This is a genomic window from Rhizobium atlanticum (assembly GCF_030182485.1).
GTDB lineage: Bacteria > Pseudomonadota > Alphaproteobacteria > Rhizobiales > Rhizobiaceae > Rhizobium.
The window spans coordinates 70,204-90,552 of record NZ_JAQJCJ010000004.1; the positions used below are offsets into that span (position 1 = coordinate 70,204).

Here is a 20,349-nt window from a genome sequence, read left to right on the forward strand (position 1 = left end):
GGGCACCCGGCTCGGATTGGACAAGTCCCTGATATTTTTGGGAGGAAATAGCATGCGCAAGCTCATGTTGGGTCTGGCGGTTGCGGGGGTGGCTTTTGCCGGCGCAGCCTACGCCCAGGACAAGAACTACACGATCGGTGTGTCCATTCCGGCCGCCGATCACGGCTGGACCTCCGGCGTCGTGTTCCATGCCGAGCGTATTGCCAAGAAGCTGATGTCGGAACATCCGGGCCTGAACGTCATCGTCAAGACCTCGCCGGATGCCGCCACGCAGGCAAACGCTGTGCAGGACCTCGATACGCAAGGCATCGATGCGCTCGTCATCCTGCCGTCGGATCCGGATCCGCTCGTCAACGCCATCAAGGAGGTCAAGGACAAGGGCAAGTTCGTAGCACTTGTCGACCGCGCGCCGTCGAATAACGACAATTCCGTGCGTGATCTTTACGTCGCCGGCAACAACCCTGCCCTCGGTGAAGTCGCCGGCAAATATATTGCCGAAAAGACGCCGGAAGCCGAAGTCGTCGTCATCCGCGGTCTGCCGATCCCGATCGACCAGCAGCGCCAGGACGGCTTCGACAAGGGTATCGCCGGCTCCAAGGTCAAGGTTCTCGACCGCCAGTACGGCAACTGGAACCGCGACGACGCCTTCAAGGTGATGCAGGACTACCTGACGAAGTACCCGAAGATCGACGTCGTCTGGTGCCAGGACGACGATATGGCCGTTGGCGTTCTGCAGGCGATCGAGCAGGCCAAGCGCACCGACATTCAATATGTCGTCGCCGGCGCCGGCTCCAAGGACATGGTCAAGAAGGTCATGGACGGCGACAAGCTGATCCCGGTCGACGTTCTCTATCCCCCGGCAATGGTCGGCACGGCAATGGAGTTGACGGCGGCGGCACTCTACGACCAGGTCCCGGTTCACGGCAACTACATCCTCGACGCGACGCTCGTCACCAAGGAGAATGCCAAGAACTTCTACTTCCCGGATTCTCCGTTCTGATCACTTGATCAGGCAGGCGCGCCCATTCGCAAGGATGGGCGCATTTTTATGCCCTCACCCGGCGGACGGCGAAAATGCTGCACGTACCTCTTGCCCGCCACAGCCCATCATGATTAGGTCGCAGCCATACCGCATCTGGCCTCGCGCCAATCCGGCGGCAAGTGCGAGGAGGCACCTTGCTCCCGCCGAAATGCGTGCTACAAGTTCTTCAGAAACGTTTACGGTCGATATTCAGGGAGGAATCTGACATGAAGACGATCAAGGGTCCCGGCCTTTTTCTTGGCCAGTTCGCGGGCAATACCGCGCCTTTCAATTCCTGGGACGCGATCACCAAATGGGCGGCCGACATCGGTTACAAGGGCGTTCAGGTTCCGACCTGGGCGAGCCAGCTGATCGATCTGAAAAAGGCAGCAACCTCCAAGGATTATTGCGACGAGTTCGCCGGCAAGGCCCGCGAAAACGGCATCGAAATCACTGAGCTCTCGACCCATCTGCAAGGCCAACTGGTTGCCGTTCATCCCGCCTATGACGAAGCATTTGACGGCTTTGCGGCCCCCGAGGTGCGCGGCAATCCGAAAGCCCGCCAGGAATGGGCGGTCGAGCAGGTCAAGATGGCGCTGACGGCATCGAAAAACCTCGGCCTCAAGGCGCATGCGACCTTCTCCGGCGCGCTCGCCTGGCCCTTCATCTATCCCTGGCCGCAGCGTCCCGCCGGTCTGGTGGAGACGGCCTTCGACGAGCTTGCCCGCCGCTGGACGCCGATTCTCAACCATGCCGATGAGAACGGCATCGACGTCTGCTACGAGATCCATCCGGGCGAGGACCTGCATGACGGCATCACCTTCGAGATGTTCCTGGAGCGGGTGAAGAACCATCCGCGCGCCAACATGCTCTACGATCCCTCGCACTACATCCTGCAATGCCTCGACTATCTCGAGAACATCGACATCTACAAGGACCGCATCAAGATGTTCCACGTCAAGGATGCGGAGTTCAATCCGACCGGGCGCCAGGGCGTCTATGGCGGTTACCAAGGCTGGGTGGAACGCGCCGGCCGCTTCCGCTCGCTCGGCGACGGTCAGGTCGATTTCGGTGCGGTCTTCTCGAAGATGACGGCCAATAATTTCGACGGCTGGGCTGTGGTCGAATGGGAGTGTGCGCTGAAACATCCGGAGGACGGCGCCCGGGAGGGGGCCGAATTCGTGGCCGCACATATCATCCGCGTCACGGAAAAGGCCTTCGACGATTTCGCGGCCGGCGGCACGGACCAGGCGGCCAATCGGCGGATGCTCGGGCTTTAAAGAAGACGTGCCGTGAGGCTGCCCCTCACCCTAACCCTCTCCCGTTCTGACGGGGAGAGGGGACTTGCCGCACCGGCCGTCGAGGTGGGCGTAAACACCGCGGCATATCACCTTCTCCCCGCGAGCGGGGAGAAGGTGGCGGCAGCCGGATGAGGGGCGCGCATCCGCGCCAGGTTAAATTTCAGGAGGACAAGAATGGCAATCGAAGCATCATCGGAACAGACACGCGAGCCGCGCATCCGGCTGGGGATGGTGGGCGGCGGCGCGGGCGCGTTCATCGGTGCGGTGCACCGCATCGCAGCCCGCATCGACGATCAGTACGATCTCATCGCCGGCGCATTGTCGTCGACGCCTGAGAAGGCGGTTCAGTCCGGCCGCGACCTTGGACTCGACCCGTCGCGGACCTATTCCAGCTACCGCGAAATGGCGATCCGCGAGGCGAAGCTGAAGAACGGTATCGAGGCGGTCGCGATCGTCACGCCGAACCATGTGCATTACGACGCGGCCAAGGAATTCCTGAAACGCGGCATCCATGTTATCTGCGACAAGCCGCTGACATCGAACCTTGCGGACGCGAAGAAGCTGAAGAAGGTGGCCGACGAGAGCGGCGCGCTCTTCGTGCTGACGCACAACTACACCGGGTATCCGATGGTCCGTCAGGCGCGCGAGATGGTCGCGAACGGTGAGCTCGGCGATATCAGAGTGGTCCAGGCCGAATATCCGCAGGACTGGCTGACGGAAGCGGTCGAACAGACCGGCCAAAAGCAGGCGGCTTGGCGCACCGATCCGGCCCAGTCCGGCGTCGGCGGGTCCACAGGCGATATCGGCACGCATGCCTATAATCTCGCTTCGTTCATAACTGGCCTGGAACTCGACAGCCTGGCTGCCGATCTCGACAGCTTTGTTCCCGGCCGCCGGCTTGATGACAATGCTCATGTCATGCTGCGTTTCAAGGCGAAGGGCGCGGAAAAGCCGGCCAAGGGCATGCTCTGGTGCAGCCAGGTGGCGCCCGGCCATGAAAACGGCCTTATGGTTCGCGTCTACGGAACCAAGGGCGGGCTGGAATGGACCCAGAAGGACCCGAACTATCTATGGTACACGCCGTTCGGCGAGCCGAAGCGGCTGATCACCCGCGGCGGCGCCGGCGCCGGAGCGGCGGCCGGTCGTGTCTCGCGGGTGCCGTCGGGGCATCCGGAAGGTTACCTTGAGGCATTCGCGACGATCTATACGGAAGCCGCACATGCGATCAACGCCCGCAAGAAGGGCAAGGCTGTCGACAAGGCTGTGGTCTACCCCACCGTCGATGACGGCGTGAAGGGCGTGGCTTTCGTCGAAGCCTGCGTTGCCTCTTCGAAGAAAAACGGCGCATGGGTCAAGGTCTGAGTTTACCGATCGGCGTGGCTCGAGGAAAATGCCGAGGTGGGCTCAGGTCGCCTCGGCGTTTTGCTTATGGTCATTAGGCAGCAGCGCGGCCACGCTTCAGCAGGTTATCGACGCTGAGCGGGCCGGCGCCTGCCGCCACCAGATAGAGAAACACGAAGCAGAACAGGATTGCAGCGACGCCGCCGTTCTGGGCGGGATAAAAGCTTTTGCCCGCATGGCCGATAAAATAGGCGAATGCCATCAGCCCCGAGAGCACGAAGGCTGCGATGCGGGTCTGGAATCCCACTAGGACGAGGAAGCCGAGGATGAGTTCGATGAGTCCGGCAATCCAGGAGAGCGAGCCCATCGGCGGCACGCTTGCCGCGGCCGGAAAATGCAAGATCTTCTGCGTTCCATAGCTGAAAAGCACAAGCGACGAGACGATGCGCAGCAGGCTCAGCAGATGCGGCTGCAGCAGATGGATTGAAGAGAGCATTGGGTTTCCTTTCATGTTTGGCGATGCCTTTCGCTGTGTAGTGATCATGGGCTCGGCAGCAAGTCACGACTGCTGACATTCGCGTTATGAGAGCAATCGGAGGCGAAAAACGCGGCAAGTCGAAGCGGCTGGCTTGCGCGGTCTCCGCCGCTCGGTAGCCTATACTGTAACGTTGCAGTTTTTCTGCTGCCGGGCCTGTACTTTGCTTGCCGGCTTGGCTAAATCCGAGCCCCACGGTCAATTCAGATGCTGAGAGACAGGATTTACAGATGATCGATGCGAAGACGCTTGCAAGCCGCTTTCCCGGTGATTTCACCTTCGGTGTTGCCACCGCCGCCTTCCAGATCGAGGGCGCCGGTAAGGCCGATGGCCGCAAGCCGTCCATCTGGGATGCTTTCTGCAACATGCCCGGCCGCGTCTACAATCGCGACAACGGCGACGTTGCCTGCGACCACTATAACCGCCTGGAGCAGGACCTCGATCTCATCAAGGAGATGGGTGTCGAAGCCTATCGCTTCTCCATTGCCTGGCCGCGTATCATCCCGGAGGGCACGGGTCCGGTGAACGAGGCGGGCCTCGACTTCTACGATCGGCTGGTCGACGGCTGCAAGGCGCGCGGGATCAAGACCTTCGCGACGCTCTACCATTGGGACCTGCCCCTGCTGCTCGCGGGCGATGGCGGTTGGACGGCGCGCTCGACTGCCTATGCCTTTCAGCGTTACGCCAAGACTGTCATGAGCCGCCTCGGCGACCGCCTCGATTCCGTTGCCACCTTTAACGAGCCCTGGTGCATCGTCTGGCTGAGCCACCTCTACGGTATCCATGCTCCGGGTGAGCGCAATATGCAGGCTGCCCTTCACGCCATGCATTACATGAATCTTGCCCACGGACTCGGCGTCGAGGCAATCCGTTCGGAAGCTCCCAATGTGCCGGTCGGACTTGTGCTCAACGCCGCCTCGATCATCCCGGGCTCCGACAGCCCGGCCGATCTTGCCGCCGCCGAACGCGCGCATCAGTTCCACAACGGCGCCTTCTTCGATCCCGTCTTCAAAGGCGAATATCCGAAGGAATTCGTCGAGGCGCTCGGTGACCGCATGCCCGTCATCGAAGACGGCGATCTGAAGCTCATCAGCCAGAAGCTCGATTGGTGGGGTCTGAATTACTACACGCCCGAGCGCGTCGTCGACGATGCCGAACGAAAAGGTGATTTCCCCTGGACGGTGAAAGCGCCGCCGAGAAGCGACATCAAGACCGATATCGGCTGGGAAATCTATGCGCCGGGGTTGAAGCTCCTAGTCGAGAACCTTTATCGCCGCTATGACCTGCCGGAATGCTACATCACCGAAAACGGCGCCTGCGACAATACTGGTGTTGTCGATGGCGAGGTCGACGATAAGATGCGTCTCGATTATCTCGGCGATCATCTCGACGTCGTGGCCGACCTCATCAAGGACGGTTACCCCATGCGCGGCTATTTCGCCTGGAGCCTGATGGATAATTTCGAATGGGCCGAAGGCTACCGTATGCGCTTTGGCCTCGTCCATGTCGATTACCAAACGCAGGTCCGCACGGTGAAGAAGAGCGGCAAATGGTATAGCGCACTTGCGGCAGAATTTCCGAAAGGCAATCACATGCCGGCTCAGCAGAACAAACTGAAAAAATAGACCGGCGGAAAGCTGCAACAGGCAGTTGCTTAAACGTTTCTGAACCCTTGACTGGCAAACTCCGCTGGTCAGGGAGCCGGAATGCAAATACTCGCAAAATTGCAGGGCAGGGGATCGGCCATAGGCCGTCACATCACCGTCACGGGCGTGCTGTTCTCCTTTGCTGTCATCGTCGCGGTCGCCACCATCATGGTGTTGACGGCACTCGAACGCGTCGCTGAGAACGCCAATGTCCTTGACGACGAGCGCTCACGCGAAACGACGATCGGCGCGTTGAAGACCTTCGAGGATCAGCTCGCCGCGACGCTCGACGATTATGCCGCTTGGGATGATGCCGCTGCCAACGTCTATGCGTCCGATGGCATGGCGTGGACGGTCAGCAACTACGGCGAGATGTCGGTCAACAGCTCGCTTTTCGACATGGCGATCCTTGTCGATGATGCGAAGAACTCGATCATGGCCTATCGCGATGGCAAGCCGATGGAGGAGCCGCCCGCGGATTTCTTCGCGCCCTCGCTGTGGAAACTGTTCGACGTGGTCAAGGCGGCCGGCACGGCCGAGACGCCCCAGGCGGTCGGTTTCATCACCAGCAAACGCGGCATTGCCGCTGTCGGCGTGGCATTGGTGCGGAAGAAATCCGGCGCGCTTGATGCGCCCGCCGGGCAGCACCGTTATCTTATTTTCGCCCGCCATCTCGATGACGACAGGGTGGCCGGGCTCGGGCAGACCTATGTGATCGCCGGACTGAGGCTGGCGCCGCCGAATTTCGCGGCCGAATATCTCGTACCTATCGCCGATCCGTTGGGGGCAACGATCGGCAAGCTCGTCTGGAATTCTCGCTCACCCGGCAATATCGCCTACGCGCAGGTGCGGCCGATGGTCATCCAGGCACTCGGTCTCGTTGGGCTCTTCTTCGTGGTCCTGCTGGCCATCGGCTGGTTGGCCGGCCGACGCCTGAAGGCGGAGGAAAACAGCGCGCGCGAAGAGGCGCTGCGCGACAGGCTGAGCGGCCTTTCCAATCGCGACGGCCTCGGGCTCGCCGTCGATCGTTTTGTCCTCGAAGCGCGCCAGAGCAAACGCAACGTGCTGCTCCTCTATCTCGACCTCGACGGTTTCAAGGAAGTCAATGACAGCTATGGACACGGCACCGGCGACCAGTTGATCCGCGCGGTCGCGGCCGGCCTTAAAGTATTGATCCCGCAAGGCGCAGTTCTCGCCCGCATCGGCGGGGATGAATTTGCGATCGCCTTTCTCTCCGATGCCGAGAACGCTGCCGCCCTCCAGCTTGCCGAGCAGATCCTTGATTTTCTCGTCGAGCCGCTGGAGATCGGTCGCCGTGTTGTCGTCGTTGGCGCCAGCATCGGCATCGCCATGTCGCCTGCCGGTGCAATCGATCGCGAGGAACTGGTGCGCCGTTCCGACCTTGCCATGTACAAGGCGAAGGAGGCGGGCCGTGCGCGCATGACGCTTTACGATCCGTCGATGGATGCAGACCGGCAGCAGCGCAATGCGCTGGAGCTCGATCTCAGAATCGCCATTGAAAGCGGTGACCTGACGCTTGCCTATCAGCCGCTGGTCGATGCGGGGACGCATGCGCTGACCGGCGTCGAGGCGCTGGTGCGCTGGAACCGTCCGGGCCACGGCCCGGTTTCGCCCGAGCTGTTCATTCCGATCGCCGAGACCAGCGGCCTCATTGAATCGCTCGGCCTGTTCGTGCTGCGCAAGGCCTGCGAAACGGCCAAGCAGTGGCCGGAACTGAACGTCTCGGTCAATGTCTCGCCCGGCCAGTTCCGCAATCCCGCCTTCACCGATTATGTGCGCTACGTGTTGAAGCAGACGGAGATCGAGGCCAGCCGCATCACGCTCGAGATCACCGAAGGTTATATGATCCAGAATCCGCAGCGCACTCGCCAGTCGATTGAACGGCTGAAGGGGCTGGGGGTTAAAGTGGCGCTCGATGACTTCGGTTCCGGCTTCTCTTCGATCGGCTATCTCAGACAGTTCGGCTTCGACCGCATCAAGATCGACCGCTCGCTGGTCATGGGCATCAACGAGGACAAGCGCCAGCGCGAAATGCTGCAGGCAACGGTGGCGCTCGCCCGCTCGCTCGATATCCCGGTGACGGCGGAAGGCATCGAGACAGAGGGACAGGCGGTTGCCATGCGCTTGTTCGGCTGCGACTGTCTGCAGGGCTATTTGTTCGGAAAGCCTCTGGCGGCCGAGCGAATTACCGAGATGCTGAACGAGCTTCGTACTGCGGAGCAATCAACCCGGCGCCGCCTCGGCGCGGCCTGACGGCGAGCTCACCGGGGCGAACTCATCAGCTGCCGATATGCCGTTGGCCGCGTTTTTTCGCCAGCGCGATCTGATGCTGCCGCTGACGGTAGCGCAGCCGGTCTTCCTCTGTCCTCGTGTGATAACAGTGGCTGCAGGAAACGCCTTCCTCATAAAGCGGCGAGGCAATTTCCTCTGAAGTGATCGGGTTGCGGCAGGCGTGGCACAGCCGGTGCTCGCCTTCCTTCAGGCCGTATTCGACCGATACACGCTCATCAAAGACGAAACAGGCGCCCTCCCAGAGGCTTTCTTCCTGCGGCACTTCCTCCAGATATTTCAGAATGCCGCCCTTTAGATGATAGACCTCGTCGAAACCCTCGGCCTTCATGAAGGCCGTGGCCTTCTCGCAGCGTATGCCGCCGGTGCAATACATGGCGACCTTCGGCTTGTTGTGCAGCCCCGTATTCCGGCGCACCCAATCAGGAAATTCGCGGAATGTCTTGGTCTTGGGGTCGAGCGCGCCGCGAAAGGTACCGATTGCCGTCTCATAGTCGTTGCGGGTGTCGATGACGATCGTATCGGGATCGGAGATCAGCGCGTTCCAGTCCCTGGGCGCCACATAAGTACCGACAGTCTTATTGGGGTCGATGTTCTCGACGCCCATGGTGACGATTTCCTTCTTCAGCTTCACCTTCATGCGCAGGAAGGGCATTTTCGAGGCGCGGCTTTCCTTGTGCTCCAGGCTCGCAAATTCCGGCTGGGCACGCAGGAAGGCGAGCACGGCGTGAATGCCGGCATCCGGTCCCGCGATCGTACCGTTGATGCCCTCATGCGCCAGAAGCAGCGTTCCCTTGATGTCGTTTTCCTCGCACAGCGCCTGCAGCGGGGCCTGCAAGGTGGCAAAGCGCGGTACGGATACGAAGTGGTAGAGCGCCGCTACCAGGAACGGGCCGGTGTGTGTCAGGCTGTCGGTCATGGGCGGGAAATACAGAAAATTGACCGTTCGCGCAATTGCCTTCCGCGCAGGCGGCCTACCGTCTTCAGGATCGCGCCTGCCCATCGCTCAATTCGCAGCCGTCAGCCAGAGAAGCTCGATACGCTCCGATTCCTCATCGGGATCATCGGCGAAGACGGTTTCGGCTTTGAGGAGGGCGTGCCGCCGGTCTTCCTGCTGGCGGAAGATGATCGCGTCAAGAAGATGCGCTAGATCGTCGTTGCGGGTGAAGAGCTGCGGCTCGGCTTCGACCAGCTCACAGAGTACGGCAAGGTCATGGATGTGGCCGAGATCCTCGACCAGTTCCTTGGCCGCATCGCTCTTGGCCTTCATCGCGGTCGGCCAGATGTCGCGCAAAAGAGCGTGGTAGAGCCGATAATCATAGGAGCGTTTGCGCAGATCATGGAAATCCCCGGCTGATGCATCGCCGTGGCATCTGGCAAGTGCCGCCTTGGCCTTGCGCGCGGTGCGGCGCCAGCTCTTCGCCAGCATGCGTGCGTTCTTGCGGTGGCTGCCATCGAAGGAAATGCCATCCAAAGCCGCGATTGCATCCTTCAGCACGACTGGGGCTTCTATCAGCCGCCGTTGCAGGCCGCTCTCGGCCTCCGCCATCCAGTCGCGGCGCCCCTCGAGAATGGTGACGATCCGGCCGAGCGCCTCGCTTTCCTCTTGCCCGCGGGCTGAATGCTGCAAATATTGGGCGGTGCCGATGAGCGCGGCAGCGTCGCGGATTGCCGAAAGCGAGCGCGCGGCATCACGCAGTCTTGCATTTTCCTGTTTCTGGAAATCCGGCACCTCGCGCGCGACGAGCCGGTAGAGCGAGCGCAATCGCTTCAGGTTTTTTCGGAAGGAATGGATCGCCTCGTGCGCACCGTCCGGCCGCTCTTCGAGAAAGGTAATGGCACCTTCCAGCTGCTCAGTCGCGACGCTCCTGAATGCCTCGGTGAAATCGGCGTCAGGCCGAATGCGATAGGCCATGCCTGTCGTGCCCGTATTCTGTGGCAAGGGCCTGGTTGGAGTAGCGGAAATCGCCGGTCACTTCGCGGCCAAGCCAGGCGGGCAGGACGGGTTTGTCAGTTTCTGCCGTCATCTCCACTTCGGCAATCACCAGTCCGCGATGCTCACCGGCAAAGACGTCGACTTCCCAGACGAAGCCTTGATGCGGGACGCGGTAGCGCGTCTTCTCGATGACGACGCCGATCGCGCTCTGCAACAGCTCCTCGGCATCGGCAATCGGGATGTCATATTCGAATTCGTCACGGGTGATGGCACTGCGGCCAATCTTGATCGTCAGCTTCGCTTTCCTGCCGTCGAGGATGCGAACGCGAACGGAACGGTCGTCCATCGAGGCGATGTAACCCTGTCTCAGGACAAACTTGCTCTCGACGGCGGGACGCCATCCATCGCCGCGTACAAGAAACTTCCGCTCGATCTCTTTCGCCATGTCGGTGAACCTTTTGTGACGATCGCCGCACGGTAGACCAATTTCCAGGCATTTCATACCCTTCTTCTCACGCAGCCGGGTTTTATCTCGACAAGGTTCGGCGAGGGCGTTATTCGGAATGCAAATTTCAATCGTTTCAAGGAGGTCGTGCGACCATGGGCGAGAAAACAGAGAAGCTCCTTTCCATCCTGAAACTCCAGCCGGTCGTTCCGGTCCTGATCGTTGACGATGCCAGGTCGGCGGTGCCGCTGGCCCGCGCGCTCGTCGCAGGCGGCCTGAAAGCAATCGAGATCACAATGCGCACGCCGGCGGCACTCGAGGCCGTGCGCGCCGTCGCCGCCGAGGTCGAGGGCGCCGAAGTCGGCGCCGGCACCATCCTGAATGCCGCCCATTGGGAAGCGGCTGTCGAGGCCGGCTCGAAGTTCATCGTCAGCCCGGGCACGACGCAGGAGCTGATTGATGCCGCCGCCGATTCCGACGTGCCGCTGCTTCCGGGAGCTGCGACCGCCAGCGAAGTCATGGCGCTGCGTGAGGAAGGCTATCAGGTGCTGAAGTTCTTTCCGGCTGAGCAGGCCGGGGGCGCCGCTTATCTCAAGGCACTCTCTTCGCCGCTCGCCGGCACGCTGTTCTGCCCGACCGGCAGCATTTCGCTGAAGAACGCCAGGGATTATCTTTCGCTGCCGAACGTCGTGTGTGTCGGCGGTTCGTGGGTTGCGCCAAAGGAACTGGTCGCAGCCGGCGACTGGACCGGCATTACCAAGCTTGCGGCTGAGGCCGCCGCGCTGAAGGCCTGAGGTTGCATGGGCGGGGTATGAGCGCCAGGCACAGTCCCCACGCCCAATATTTGTATTTCAGCCGTCGCAAACCTATGTTCTCCTCCGGCCTCAAACAGGGAGACGACGAGGAATGTTCGACGCAAAGAAGCTTCTCGACCAGTTCTTGGGTTCGCAGGTGCCGGGTCTCGGCGGTTCAGTCCGCGACAGGGCGGGCGAGGCCATGCAGACGGCAAAGAACAATCCGATGAAGACCGGCGCGATCGCAGCCGTGCTTCTCGGCACCAAGGCCGGTCGCAGTATCGCCGGCAATGCATTGGCGATCGGCGGTCTTGCCGCTATCGCCGGCCTCGGCTATCAGGCTTACAAGAACTATCAGTCGGGCCAAGCGCCCGCGGCCCCCTCGGATGCGCCGTCGGCAAACAATCCGGTGCTCCTGCCGCCGCCCGTCGAATCCGGTTTCGGACCGGCATCGCCTGCTGGCAGCAACGAATTCGTGCTGGTGCTGATCCGGGCGATGATCGCCGCAGCCAAGGCCGACGGCCATATCGACGACGCCGAACGCGCCCTGATCATGGACAAGATCAAGGCCGCTGACGTCAGCGGCGAGGTCGCCGCTTTCATCGAGGGCGAACTTGCGTCACCGACGGATATCGACGCGCTCGTAGCTGCGGCGGTCACGGAAGAACAGCGCGTCGAGCTCTACACCGCTTCGCGGCTGACCATCGATCCGGATTCGCGCGCCGAGCGCGGTTATCTCGATCTGCTTGCGGGGCGACTCGGCCTCGGCGATCAGCTGGTCGACCATATCGAGGCGACGGTGTCATCCGCCAAGACGACCTTGTCACAGTGACATCCAGGCCGGTTGCCTTTATCGGGCGACTGGCCTATCCCCTCCCGGGGAAGGCTCTGGAATAGGGGAGTGAACATGCGCGATCTTGCAAATTTCAAGGGCTGCCCGGCGCCGAAGCCGGTTACGCTGAAAGGCCGTTTCGTCACGGTCGAGCCCTATCGTCGCGAAGAACATCTCGAGGCGCTGTGGGACGGGCTCGGCGGCATGGGCATCAACCGGCTGCTTCTTTATTTCGCGCAAGACGACTTCTCCGGTATCGAGGATTTCGCCAACTGGCTGGAAAGCGTCGACACCAAGTCCGGCTGGCTCACCCATATCTTCCGTGACAACGCCACAGGCAAGGTCGTCGGCATGGCGAACTACATGCGCGCCGACCCGGCAAACGGCGTCGTCGAAATCGGTGGCGTGGCTCATGGTCCCGAGATGAGCCGTTCGCCGCTGTCCACCGAAGCGCATTACCTGATGGCCAAACATGTTTTCGAGGATCTCGGCTATCGCCGCTACGAATGGAAATGCGACAACAAGAACGAGGCGAGCAAGGCGACGGCATTGCGCTACGGCTTCAGCTTTGAAGGGGTGTTCCGTCAGCACATGATCTCCAAGCATCGCAATCGCGACACCGCCTGGTTCTCGATGATCGACGCCGAATGGCCGCTGATCAACGATGCTTTCGAGGCCTGGCTTTCGCCCGAAAATTTTGACGCGGCCGGCAAACAGATCCGCCGCCTGCAGGATATTCGTGCGGATCTGGAAAAGGAAAGGCTCGCGTGAGCCCGGAAAGCCGCTCGCAGGCGATCGCCGCCGCTGTCATCCTGCTCGGCGCGGGCATCGTCCTCTATTTTCTGCCGACCATCGTTCTATGGATCGGCAATTTCTCGCCGACGCTGGGGATTACAGTCGGCTTCTGCCTGATCATGGCGTTTTTTGCGGTCTTCTGGCTGCGGGCGCGCTATCAGCGCCACAGAGGAAAATAGTCTACCCTTGCAGGGAGGCGCCGAGCAGGACGGCGCCCATCAGGACGACAAGCAGGGCGCCGAGGATTTCAATGGCGTTGCCAACCCAGACGGAAGCCGTCGAGCCGCGTCCGGAGAGGCGGACCGCCGCACTCTTGGCGGTGACGGCAAGCGTCGCGAGCACGGAAACCGTGATCGCGGTGCCGAGCGACATGGCAGCGACCGAAAGCGCGCCGCCGAGATAGAGGCCGTTCAGCAGCGAGAACGTCATGACAAGCAAAGCTCCGGAGCAGGGTCGAAGGCCGACGGCTACGATCGCCGACCAGGCCTCTCGAGCGCTGAACCTGTCGCCGGCGAGCAGGGCCGGATCGGGCACGTGCGTATTGCCGCAGGTCTCGCAGGCCATGCCGGGAACGAAGCTGTGGCCGGCGTTCACGGCCTGCGCCTTGCCGTTGAAGGCATAGGACTGGCGTTCGGCTGCGTTATCCTTCCATTCCAGCATCATGGACACCGGACCGGCCGACGTCGCCACCAGCCGGCGGCGCGGCAGATGGCTTGCCATCGAACGCAGTTTGCGGAACAGTAGCCAGCCACCGAAGAGGATGACCATGATGAAGCTCATGATTTCCATGGCATGAGTGGCTGTCGTCAGCGTAATCCCGGTGCCGCGCAGCACCAGCCAGGCGCCGCCGACCAGCGCCATGGCGACGACGCCCTGAATGAAAGCCGAAATGAAGGAAATAACCACGCCGCGCTTCAGCTCGACCTCGTTGGCGATCATGTAGGAGGAGATGACCGCCTTGCCGTGACCGGGGCCGGCGGCATGGAAGACGCCGTAGGCGAAGGAAAGGCCGATCAGCGATGTCAGCTGCCACGGATCTTCGCGCATGCCCTTCAGCGCACCAGTCAGCGCCCTGTAGAAGGCCTGCTGTTCATAGTTCACGTAGAGCAAAAGCGGCGCAAACGGTCCGCCTGTCGGTTGAAAACTCGGTTCGGCCGTGCCGATGCCGAGCGGCGATTGCGCGTGGGCGAGGCTTGCCGCCGTCAGGAGCGCGAGCAGTGCTGCGGAAAGGATGAGGGACGGGCGTTTGATCAGCATGTGAGCTCCAGCCGTGTGGCGAAGAGTTTGGACATGTTGGTGCCGGTGGGGTCGTTGAAGAAGGCGTCCGTCAGCGACTGCTTGTTTTGCGAGATCACCTCGTCGGCATCCGGCCTTACCACCTGGTGTTTGCAGGCCTTGAAGCCGTCGCCCACCGTTGCCAGCTCGTTGTCTGTGGGAAAATCAATCGACGTATAGAGCGTCGGATCGTAGACGCCGAAGGTAAGCCTGCCCTTGAGCGGCATCTTCTCCGCCGGCTTGACCGCAAAGAACATCAGGAGCTGGCCGTTCTTATAGTCGACATGGATGATGTCCGGCTGCTGGACGGTGATGCTCTTCCCGTTGATCGTCAGGTTCATGTAATAATCGTAATCGGCAAGCGATTGCTTCACCGTTTTGCCGACCTGCGCGAGTTCGTTCGGCTCCAGCTTCAGATCGGTGTTCTTGTCGAAATCCATGACGACCGAGGAGGAAAAGACCTCGTCAAAGCGCCAGACATTACGCAGTTCTTCGACGCTGCCGTCAGCGCCGGCCACGACTTCGAGCCGCGCCTCCACGAAGATGTGCGGATGCGCAAAGGCGGCGGCCGGCGCCAGCGAAAGAAGCGCGGTGATCAATGGTATGGATTTGTTCATGCGTCCCGCTGCCTTATTCGCTCGACCCGAGTTCTTGCCAGAAATTGGGACGGAATTGGGACCGGTTTGTCGGTGAGTCCCCATCAGCACCGCTCCATCGTCCGACCGGACAGGTCCTGCCGTGCAGATCTCAAGGATGCTTCTTGAACCAATTGTGCAGGTAATCGACAAAGATCCTCACCTTGGCCGGCAGGTATCGACGGTGCGGATAGACGGCGTAGATGCCGCGGTCGGTCGGGATGTAATCGTTGAATAGCGTCACCAGCTCGCCACTTTCGATCGGCTTGCGGGCGATGAAATCGGGAATAAGGGCGATGCCGATGCCGGCGAGGGCAGCGCGCAGCGTCGCGTGCGGGCTGTTGACCTCGATCGGCCCGGAGACGGCGACGGCGAAGGTTGTGTTGTCAGGATTGTGGAAGCGGATGCTGCCCTGGGTGCGCGAATTGGTATCGACGATAAAGGGAAGATTGGAAATGTCGCTTGGATGCTCGAGATCGGGATGGCGCTCGAGAAAATCCGGGGTGGCGCAGAGGTGGACGCGGAAATCGGAGATCTTGCGGGCGATCATGCCGGAATCTTCGAGCTTGCTGATGCGGATCGCCACGTCAAACCCTTCCTCGATCAGGTCGACGAACCGGTCGTCGGCGGCAATCTCCAGCGAAAGGTCCGGGTTCTCGCCGGCGAAATCGATCAGCGACTGGCCGACGTCGGCGTCGACGAAGGTGCGGGGGACGGAGACGCGCAATCGTCCCTTCAGCTGTGCATTGTTTTCGCGCACGAGATCGGCAAGGTTGTCGATCTCCTTCAAAATATCGGAGGCGCTGCGATAATAGGTGTGGCCGGCCTCCGTCATGGAGAACTGCCGGGTGGTGCGGTTGAGCAGCAGTGCGCCGAGCTCGTCTTCCAGTTCACGCACATATTTCGACAGCAGCGCCTTTGAGCGGCCGGTGCGCCTGGCGGCGGCGGAAAAGCCCTCAGCCTCGACGACATCGATGAAGGCGCGTATGCGCGTCAAGGTATCCATAGTGCTTTCCTAGAACTGTTTCGGAACATTGAACAAATTGGCCCGTCCTGTTCAATTATTTTTTTGCCCACAGGATCAAAAAATCGCTTGATTATGAAGGCGAATATTCTTATCTCCCAGTCAGCCCAAAGTCGCACGTGCCCATGGGTGTCCGCCGAACCCTCGAATTGGTGAGGAAATCGGTAAGGTACCTGGAATTAACCCCTCCAGTCGCTATTCCGGCCAACCGGAAAATGCGAGGACGCCTGAAGCAACGACGGTGCGGGCCTTTTTGTTCTCTCCCTGCTTTCCATCAGTGGGGGTTACTGAAGAGGCACACCATCATTGCCGGAAGTGCGGTTGGGACTCTCCCTCCAATCCATGGCAGACAAAGCCGAACTTACACCGCGTCCGCGGCGTTGGTTCACTATCCGCGCATCGAGCGCTTGCTATGGTTCCGGGGTCTCCACCGGCTGGTTCCAATGCGAGTTCTCGTATGCCCTTTGTCCTCCGGTTCCTGCCGGAGCTCTGGAATTTGGAAGAGGGAACTGAAATGACCACCCAGCGCATCCGCGACTTTCTCGCAACCCGACGTCCCGACGGTCCCTGCCTCGTGGTTGACCTCGATGTTATCAGAGACAATTTCCACGCCTTCCGTCACGCCATGCCGGATAGCGCCATTTACTACGCCGTCAAGGCCAACCCGGCTCCGGAAGTGCTGAAGCTGCTCGCAGGCCTCGGCTCCAATTTCGATTGCGCATCCGTTGCCGAAATCGAAATGGCGCTCGAAGCCGGTGCGACTGCTGCCCGCATCTCCTATGGCAACACGATCAAGAAGGAGCGTGACGTTGCTCGCGCGCACGCGCTCGGCGTCAGCCTCTTTGCGGTCGACAGCCACGAGGAAGTCGAGAAGATCTCGCGCGCCGCTCCCGGCGCCCGCGTCTTCTGCCGGGTGCTCACCGATGGCGAGGGCGCCGAATGGCCGCTGTCGCGCAAGTTCGGCTGCGTTCCGCAGATGGCCGTCGACGTTCTCGTCTACGCTCATCAGCTCGGCCTGCAGTCCTACGGCGTCTCCTTCCATGTCGGTTCGCAGATGACCAAGGTCGATGCCTGGGATTCGGCTCTTGCCGATGCCAAGCGTGTCTTCGTGCAACTGGCCAAGCAGGGCATCCACCTGCAAATGGTCAACATGGGCGGCGGCTTCCCGACCAAGTATCTGCGTGACGTTCCGTCCGCGGAAGCTTACGGCAAGTCGATCTACCAGGCGCTGCGGACGCATTTCGGCAACCAGATCCCGCAGACGATCATCGAGCCGGGTCGCGGCATGGTCGGCAATGCCGGTGTCATCAAGGCGGAAGTCGTGCTGATCTCCAAGAAGTCGGACAATGACGACGCCCGCTGGGTCTTCCTCGACATCGGCAAGTTCGGCGGTCTCGCCGAAACCATGGACGAGGCCATCCGTTACCCGATCCGCACCGAGCGCGACGGCGACGAGATGGAGCCCTGCGTGATCGCCGGCCCGACCTGCGACTCGGCCGACGTGCTGTATGAAAAGAACCTCTATCCGCTGCCGCTGTCTCTGACGATCGGCGACGAGGTGCTGATCGAAGGCACCGGCGCTTATACGACGACCTACTCGGCAGTCGCTTTTAACGGCTTCGAGCCGCTGAAGGCCTACGTCATCTAAGGTCTTGTTTCTGCTAGTCCCGTAACCAGCCGGGGCGGCAAATCCACAATTCTCCGAAGTCACCGTCTGAAACGGTTTTGAGTGCGAGAGGCCACGATGGCCGCTGTTCTTGATTCTGTCCGCGCATTCTTTGCGCCCTCCATTTTCACCATCGACGCCGAAAATCCGTCGGATGTCGTCGCGCGTGAAAACCTGCTCGATCGCGTCATGGGCACTGACCGCCGCAAGAAATCGTCGGAGAAAATCCGTCGCAACCGCATTCCGGCCGAAGGACTTGCGCTGGTCGCGCGTGATCGCGACGGCCATCTGATCGGCACGGTACGGCTCTGGAACGTCGAGGCCGGCGTCAACGCCGAAGGCACGCCGATCAACGCGCTGCTGCTCGGCCCCCTGGCCGTCGATTGCCGTCACGGCGGCAAGGGCGTCGGCTCGGCCCTGATGCGCGCGGCAATTCTCGAGGCGAAGAACCGCGGGCATGGCGCCGTCCTGCTTGTCGGCGATGCCGCCTATTATGAGCGTTTCGGCTTCTTCGCCGAAAAGGCACGCCATCTTGTCATGCCAGGTCCGTTCGAACGTTCGCGCTTTCTCGCGCTTGAGCTCACCGAAGGCTGGCTTGACGGCGCGGCCGGCATGATCGTTCCCTCGGGACGCATGCTGGCCAGCGCGCCGGTTCGCCGCGCAACTTGAGCTGCGCGCCCGCCGGTGGGATAGGGAATTTTCCCTCCCGGTATTATCCGCGCCCCTGTCGTGGTTGCGGCGCGGATTGTCTTTCCAGCCGAGAGGATGAGGCGCAGGTAGCGGCTCACCAGCAGACACGATCGCGTGAAAAGTGCCATGGGCACGCGAAGATACTGCGGCGATATCCTATCTTCGGCCGCATGAGCCGTATTTTTTCCCTTCTCCTTTTCTTCTGCCTGCCGTTTGGCGCAACAGGCCTGGCGTCCGCCCAGAGCACGGCGTCCGCCGCCGGGCTTGGTCCGCGGCTCGACCAAGCGGCGAGCGATCCGGCGCTGCGGCCGCTCAAGACGGTGGTCGTCGCTCGCGACGGACGCGTGCTCATCGAACGCGGCTTCCGTGGTCATTCGCCGTCGGAATCGACCAATATCAAATCCGCTTCGAAATCGATCATTTCGTCCCTCGTCGGTATCGCGATCGACAGAGGACTGCTTGCTGGGCCGGACCAGAAGATCGCGCCGATCCTGAAGGCCGATCTTCCCTCATCGCCCGACCCGCGCCTCAACGACATCACCATCGGCAATCTTCTCTCCATGCAGGCGGGGCTCGACCGTATGTCCGGGCCGAATTATGGCCGCTGGGTCTCCTCGCGCAACTGGGTGCGCTTTGCGCTCTCGCAGCCTTTCGTCGATCAGCCCGGCAGGGAGATGCTCTATTCCACCGCATCCACGCATCTGCTTTCGGCCATTCTGACCAAAGTCAGCGGCCGGTCGACCCTGGCGCTGGCGCGCGAATGGCTCGGCCCGGTCGAGGGTTTCCGCATCGGCGCATGGGAGCGCGACCCACAGGGCATCTATCTCGGTGGCAATCAGATGGCAATGAGCGCCCGGTCCCTGCTTGCCTTTGGCGAACTTTATCGCAATGGCGGGCGTACGACGCAGGGAGTGCAGGTGGTGCCTGCCGACTGGATCGCGCAATCGTGGCAGCATCGCACCAATTCGCGCTTCTCCGGCGACGAATATGGCTATGGCTGGTTCACGCGTGAAATCGGCGGCGAGCAGGTGCATTTCGCCTGGGGTTATGGCGGCCAGATGCTCTACATCGTGCCGGCGCTCGATCTGACCGTCGTCATGACGTCCGAAGAGAGCGGTCCCTCGGCCCGAAACGGCTACCGGGATCTGCTGCATGGTTTGCTGGCCGACATCATTGGCGCAGTGCGGGCGGCTTCACCGCAGCGGCGGGCCGAAATCGAAGGATTCTGGCAAACCAGGCCCCATGGCGAAACGAGGGGTCTCCCGAAAGCTTAAATATTCTGATCCATCGTCTCGGCCGGGATCTCATCGCCGCGGTGGATGCGCACGACAGTGGCCGGAACGCCGGCGACCGTGCAATGTTCGGGGACCGGCTTCAGCACGACGCTGCCGGCGGCGATCTTGCTGAAGGCACCGATTTCGATATTGCCGAGAATCTTAGCGCCTGCGCCGATCATAACGCCGTGGCGGATCTTCGGATGACGGTCGCCCGTCTCTTTGCCGGTGCCGCCGAGCGTGACGTTCTGCAGGATCGATACTTCATCCTCGATGACAGCCGTTTCGCCGATGACGATGCCGGAGCCGTGGTCGAGCATGATGGCAGCGCCGATCCGCGCTGCCGGATGGATATCGGGGCCGAAGACCAGCGAGGCGAGATTGGCGAGCCAGGTGGCGATCTCTGGGCGGCCTGCGCTCCAGAGCGCATGGGCGATGCGATGCGTCTGCAGCGCATGAAAGCCCTTGAGGTTCAGAAGCGCGTGCAGAAATGTCGTGCAGGCCGGGTCGCGCTCGCGCACGGCGGCGAGATCGGCCTCGACTTTTCGCATGATGTCGTTATCAAGCGTGGACAGGATGAGATCGAACAGATCGCTCGTTTCAACTCGCGCCACCGCGAGCCGCGCGGCCAGCACGCGGGCGAGAAGCTCATGGCTGCCGGCAGCGTCCGTCACCTGCTCGGCAAGCAGCCGCCGCAATATCGGCTCGCGCGCCGCAAGCTCGCCCGCCTCGGCGCGGATCACGGCCCAGATGGATACGCCGTCCAAGGATTGCGGCTGTTGCTCGGCCAAGCCGAGGCCGGTCGATATCGGCATTGCATTTCCTCTGT

The 20,349-nt window shown here is 61.5% G+C and carries 20 protein-coding genes; 12 read left to right on the forward strand and 8 right to left on the reverse strand.

Annotated features, from left to right (window positions below; translation table 11 throughout):
* The first annotated feature begins 52 nt into the window (after positions 1-52).
* The 3 genes from PH551_RS07600 (at position 53) to PH551_RS07610 (ending at position 3,684) form a co-directional block, all read left to right on the forward strand.
* Positions 53-1,000 (forward strand): substrate-binding domain-containing protein, encoded by a 948-nt coding sequence (locus PH551_RS07600; RefSeq protein ID WP_183698640.1) that lies wholly within the window; start codon positions 53-55, stop codon positions 998-1,000.
* A 248-nt stretch (positions 1,001-1,248) separates the two neighbouring features.
* Positions 1,249-2,301, forward strand: a complete 1,053-nt coding sequence (locus PH551_RS07605) for a sugar phosphate isomerase/epimerase family protein (protein WP_285192509.1) — start codon at positions 1,249-1,251, stop codon at positions 2,299-2,301.
* 195 nt (positions 2,302-2,496) lie between these two features.
* Positions 2,497-3,684: a Gfo/Idh/MocA family protein gene (locus tag PH551_RS07610; protein WP_097597198.1), complete on the forward strand. Its 1,188-nt coding sequence runs from the start codon at positions 2,497-2,499 to the stop codon at positions 3,682-3,684.
* Positions 3,685-3,757: 73 nt separating this feature from the next.
* On the opposite strand, the gene PH551_RS07615 is transcribed toward PH551_RS07610, so the two are convergent.
* Entirely contained in the window at positions 3,758-4,159 is a 402-nt protein-coding gene (locus tag PH551_RS07615; protein ID WP_097597199.1) for a DoxX family protein, read from the reverse strand.
* 269 nt (positions 4,160-4,428) lie between these two features.
* On the opposite strand from PH551_RS07615, the gene PH551_RS07620 reads away from it, so the two are divergent.
* Together PH551_RS07620 and PH551_RS07625 are read left to right on the forward strand one after the other, a co-directional pair.
* Positions 4,429-5,823, forward strand: coding sequence for a GH1 family beta-glucosidase (locus tag PH551_RS07620; protein ID WP_285192510.1), 1,395 nt, complete (start codon positions 4,429-4,431; stop codon positions 5,821-5,823).
* 81 nt (positions 5,824-5,904) lie between these two features.
* Positions 5,905-8,118: a bifunctional diguanylate cyclase/phosphodiesterase gene (locus tag PH551_RS07625; RefSeq protein WP_285192511.1), complete on the forward strand. Its 2,214-nt coding sequence runs from the start codon at positions 5,905-5,907 to the stop codon at positions 8,116-8,118.
* A gap of 25 nt (positions 8,119-8,143) precedes the next feature.
* Here the strand turns inward: PH551_RS07625 and trhO are convergent, their stop codons facing one another.
* From trhO to PH551_RS07640, 3 genes are all read right to left on the reverse strand, one after another.
* Positions 8,144-9,073 carry an oxygen-dependent tRNA uridine(34) hydroxylase TrhO gene (gene trhO / locus PH551_RS07630; protein ID WP_285192512.1) on the reverse strand — a complete coding sequence of 310 codons (930 nt, stop codon included), beginning with the start codon at positions 9,071-9,073 and terminating at the stop codon, positions 8,144-8,146.
* Positions 9,074-9,160: 87 nt separating this feature from the next.
* The gene (locus tag PH551_RS07635) at positions 9,161-10,069 is read right to left on the reverse strand and encodes a CHAD domain-containing protein (RefSeq protein ID WP_285192513.1); all 909 of its coding nucleotides are present in this window, start codon (positions 10,067-10,069) and stop codon (positions 9,161-9,163) included.
* Positions 10,047-10,535, reverse strand: a complete 489-nt coding sequence (locus PH551_RS07640; RefSeq protein ID WP_285192514.1) for a CYTH domain-containing protein — start codon at positions 10,533-10,535, stop codon at positions 10,047-10,049. The genes PH551_RS07635 and PH551_RS07640 overlap by 23 nt, the downstream gene beginning before the upstream one ends.
* Before the next feature lie 155 nt (positions 10,536-10,690).
* Between PH551_RS07640 and PH551_RS07645 the strand changes: the two genes are divergently transcribed.
* The 4 genes from PH551_RS07645 to PH551_RS07660 all read left to right on the forward strand — a co-directional run bounded on the left by PH551_RS07645 (position 10,691) and on the right by PH551_RS07660 (position 13,135).
* The gene (locus tag PH551_RS07645) at positions 10,691-11,329 is read left to right on the forward strand and encodes a 2-dehydro-3-deoxy-phosphogluconate aldolase (protein WP_085779509.1); all 639 of its coding nucleotides are present in this window, start codon (positions 10,691-10,693) and stop codon (positions 11,327-11,329) included.
* Positions 11,330-11,441: 112 nt separating this feature from the next.
* On the forward strand, positions 11,442-12,161 hold the full coding sequence (locus tag PH551_RS07650; RefSeq protein WP_285192515.1) for a tellurite resistance TerB family protein: 720 nt from the start codon (positions 11,442-11,444) through the stop codon (positions 12,159-12,161).
* A gap of 75 nt (positions 12,162-12,236) precedes the next feature.
* Positions 12,237-12,932 (forward strand): GNAT family N-acetyltransferase, encoded by a 696-nt coding sequence (locus tag PH551_RS07655; RefSeq protein WP_085779507.1) that lies wholly within the window; start codon positions 12,237-12,239, stop codon positions 12,930-12,932.
* The gene (locus PH551_RS07660) at positions 12,929-13,135 is read left to right on the forward strand and encodes a hypothetical protein (protein WP_085779506.1); all 207 of its coding nucleotides are present in this window, start codon (positions 12,929-12,931) and stop codon (positions 13,133-13,135) included. Before PH551_RS07655 ends, PH551_RS07660 begins: the two co-directional genes overlap by 4 nt.
* Position 13,136: 1 nt before the next feature.
* Here PH551_RS07660 and PH551_RS07665 read toward each other — a convergent pair whose 3' ends face one another.
* From PH551_RS07665 to PH551_RS07675, 3 genes are all read right to left on the reverse strand, one after another.
* Positions 13,137-14,213, reverse strand: a complete 1,077-nt coding sequence (locus PH551_RS07665) for a nickel/cobalt transporter (RefSeq protein ID WP_285192516.1) — start codon at positions 14,211-14,213, stop codon at positions 13,137-13,139.
* On the reverse strand, positions 14,207-14,848 hold the full coding sequence (locus tag PH551_RS07670; RefSeq protein ID WP_097597208.1) for a DUF1007 family protein: 642 nt from the start codon (positions 14,846-14,848) through the stop codon (positions 14,207-14,209). Before PH551_RS07670 ends, PH551_RS07665 begins: the two co-directional genes overlap by 7 nt.
* 130 nt (positions 14,849-14,978) lie before the next feature.
* The gene (locus PH551_RS07675; RefSeq protein ID WP_064805022.1) at positions 14,979-15,872 is read right to left on the reverse strand and encodes a LysR family transcriptional regulator; all 894 of its coding nucleotides are present in this window, start codon (positions 15,870-15,872) and stop codon (positions 14,979-14,981) included.
* Between the two features lie 532 nt (positions 15,873-16,404).
* Here PH551_RS07675 and odc2 point away from each other — a divergent pair.
* From odc2 to PH551_RS07690, 3 genes are all read left to right on the forward strand, one after another.
* A complete protein-coding gene (odc2, locus tag PH551_RS07680) occupies positions 16,405-17,538 on the forward strand; it encodes an ornithine/lysine decarboxylase (protein ID WP_085779503.1) in 1,134 nt (377 codons plus the stop codon).
* A 96-nt stretch (positions 17,539-17,634) separates the two neighbouring features.
* Entirely contained in the window at positions 17,635-18,225 is a 591-nt protein-coding gene (locus tag PH551_RS07685) for a GNAT family N-acetyltransferase (protein WP_285192517.1), read from the forward strand.
* Positions 18,226-18,416: 191 nt separating this feature from the next.
* A complete protein-coding gene (locus tag PH551_RS07690) occupies positions 18,417-19,520 on the forward strand; it encodes a serine hydrolase domain-containing protein (RefSeq protein ID WP_285192518.1) in 1,104 nt (367 codons plus the stop codon).
* On the opposite strand, the gene cysE is transcribed toward PH551_RS07690, so the two are convergent.
* Positions 19,517-20,335, reverse strand: a complete 819-nt coding sequence (cysE, locus tag PH551_RS07695) for a serine O-acetyltransferase (protein ID WP_285192519.1) — start codon at positions 20,333-20,335, stop codon at positions 19,517-19,519. The genes PH551_RS07690 and cysE overlap by 4 nt on opposite strands.
* Positions 20,336-20,349: the final 14 nt, after the last annotated feature.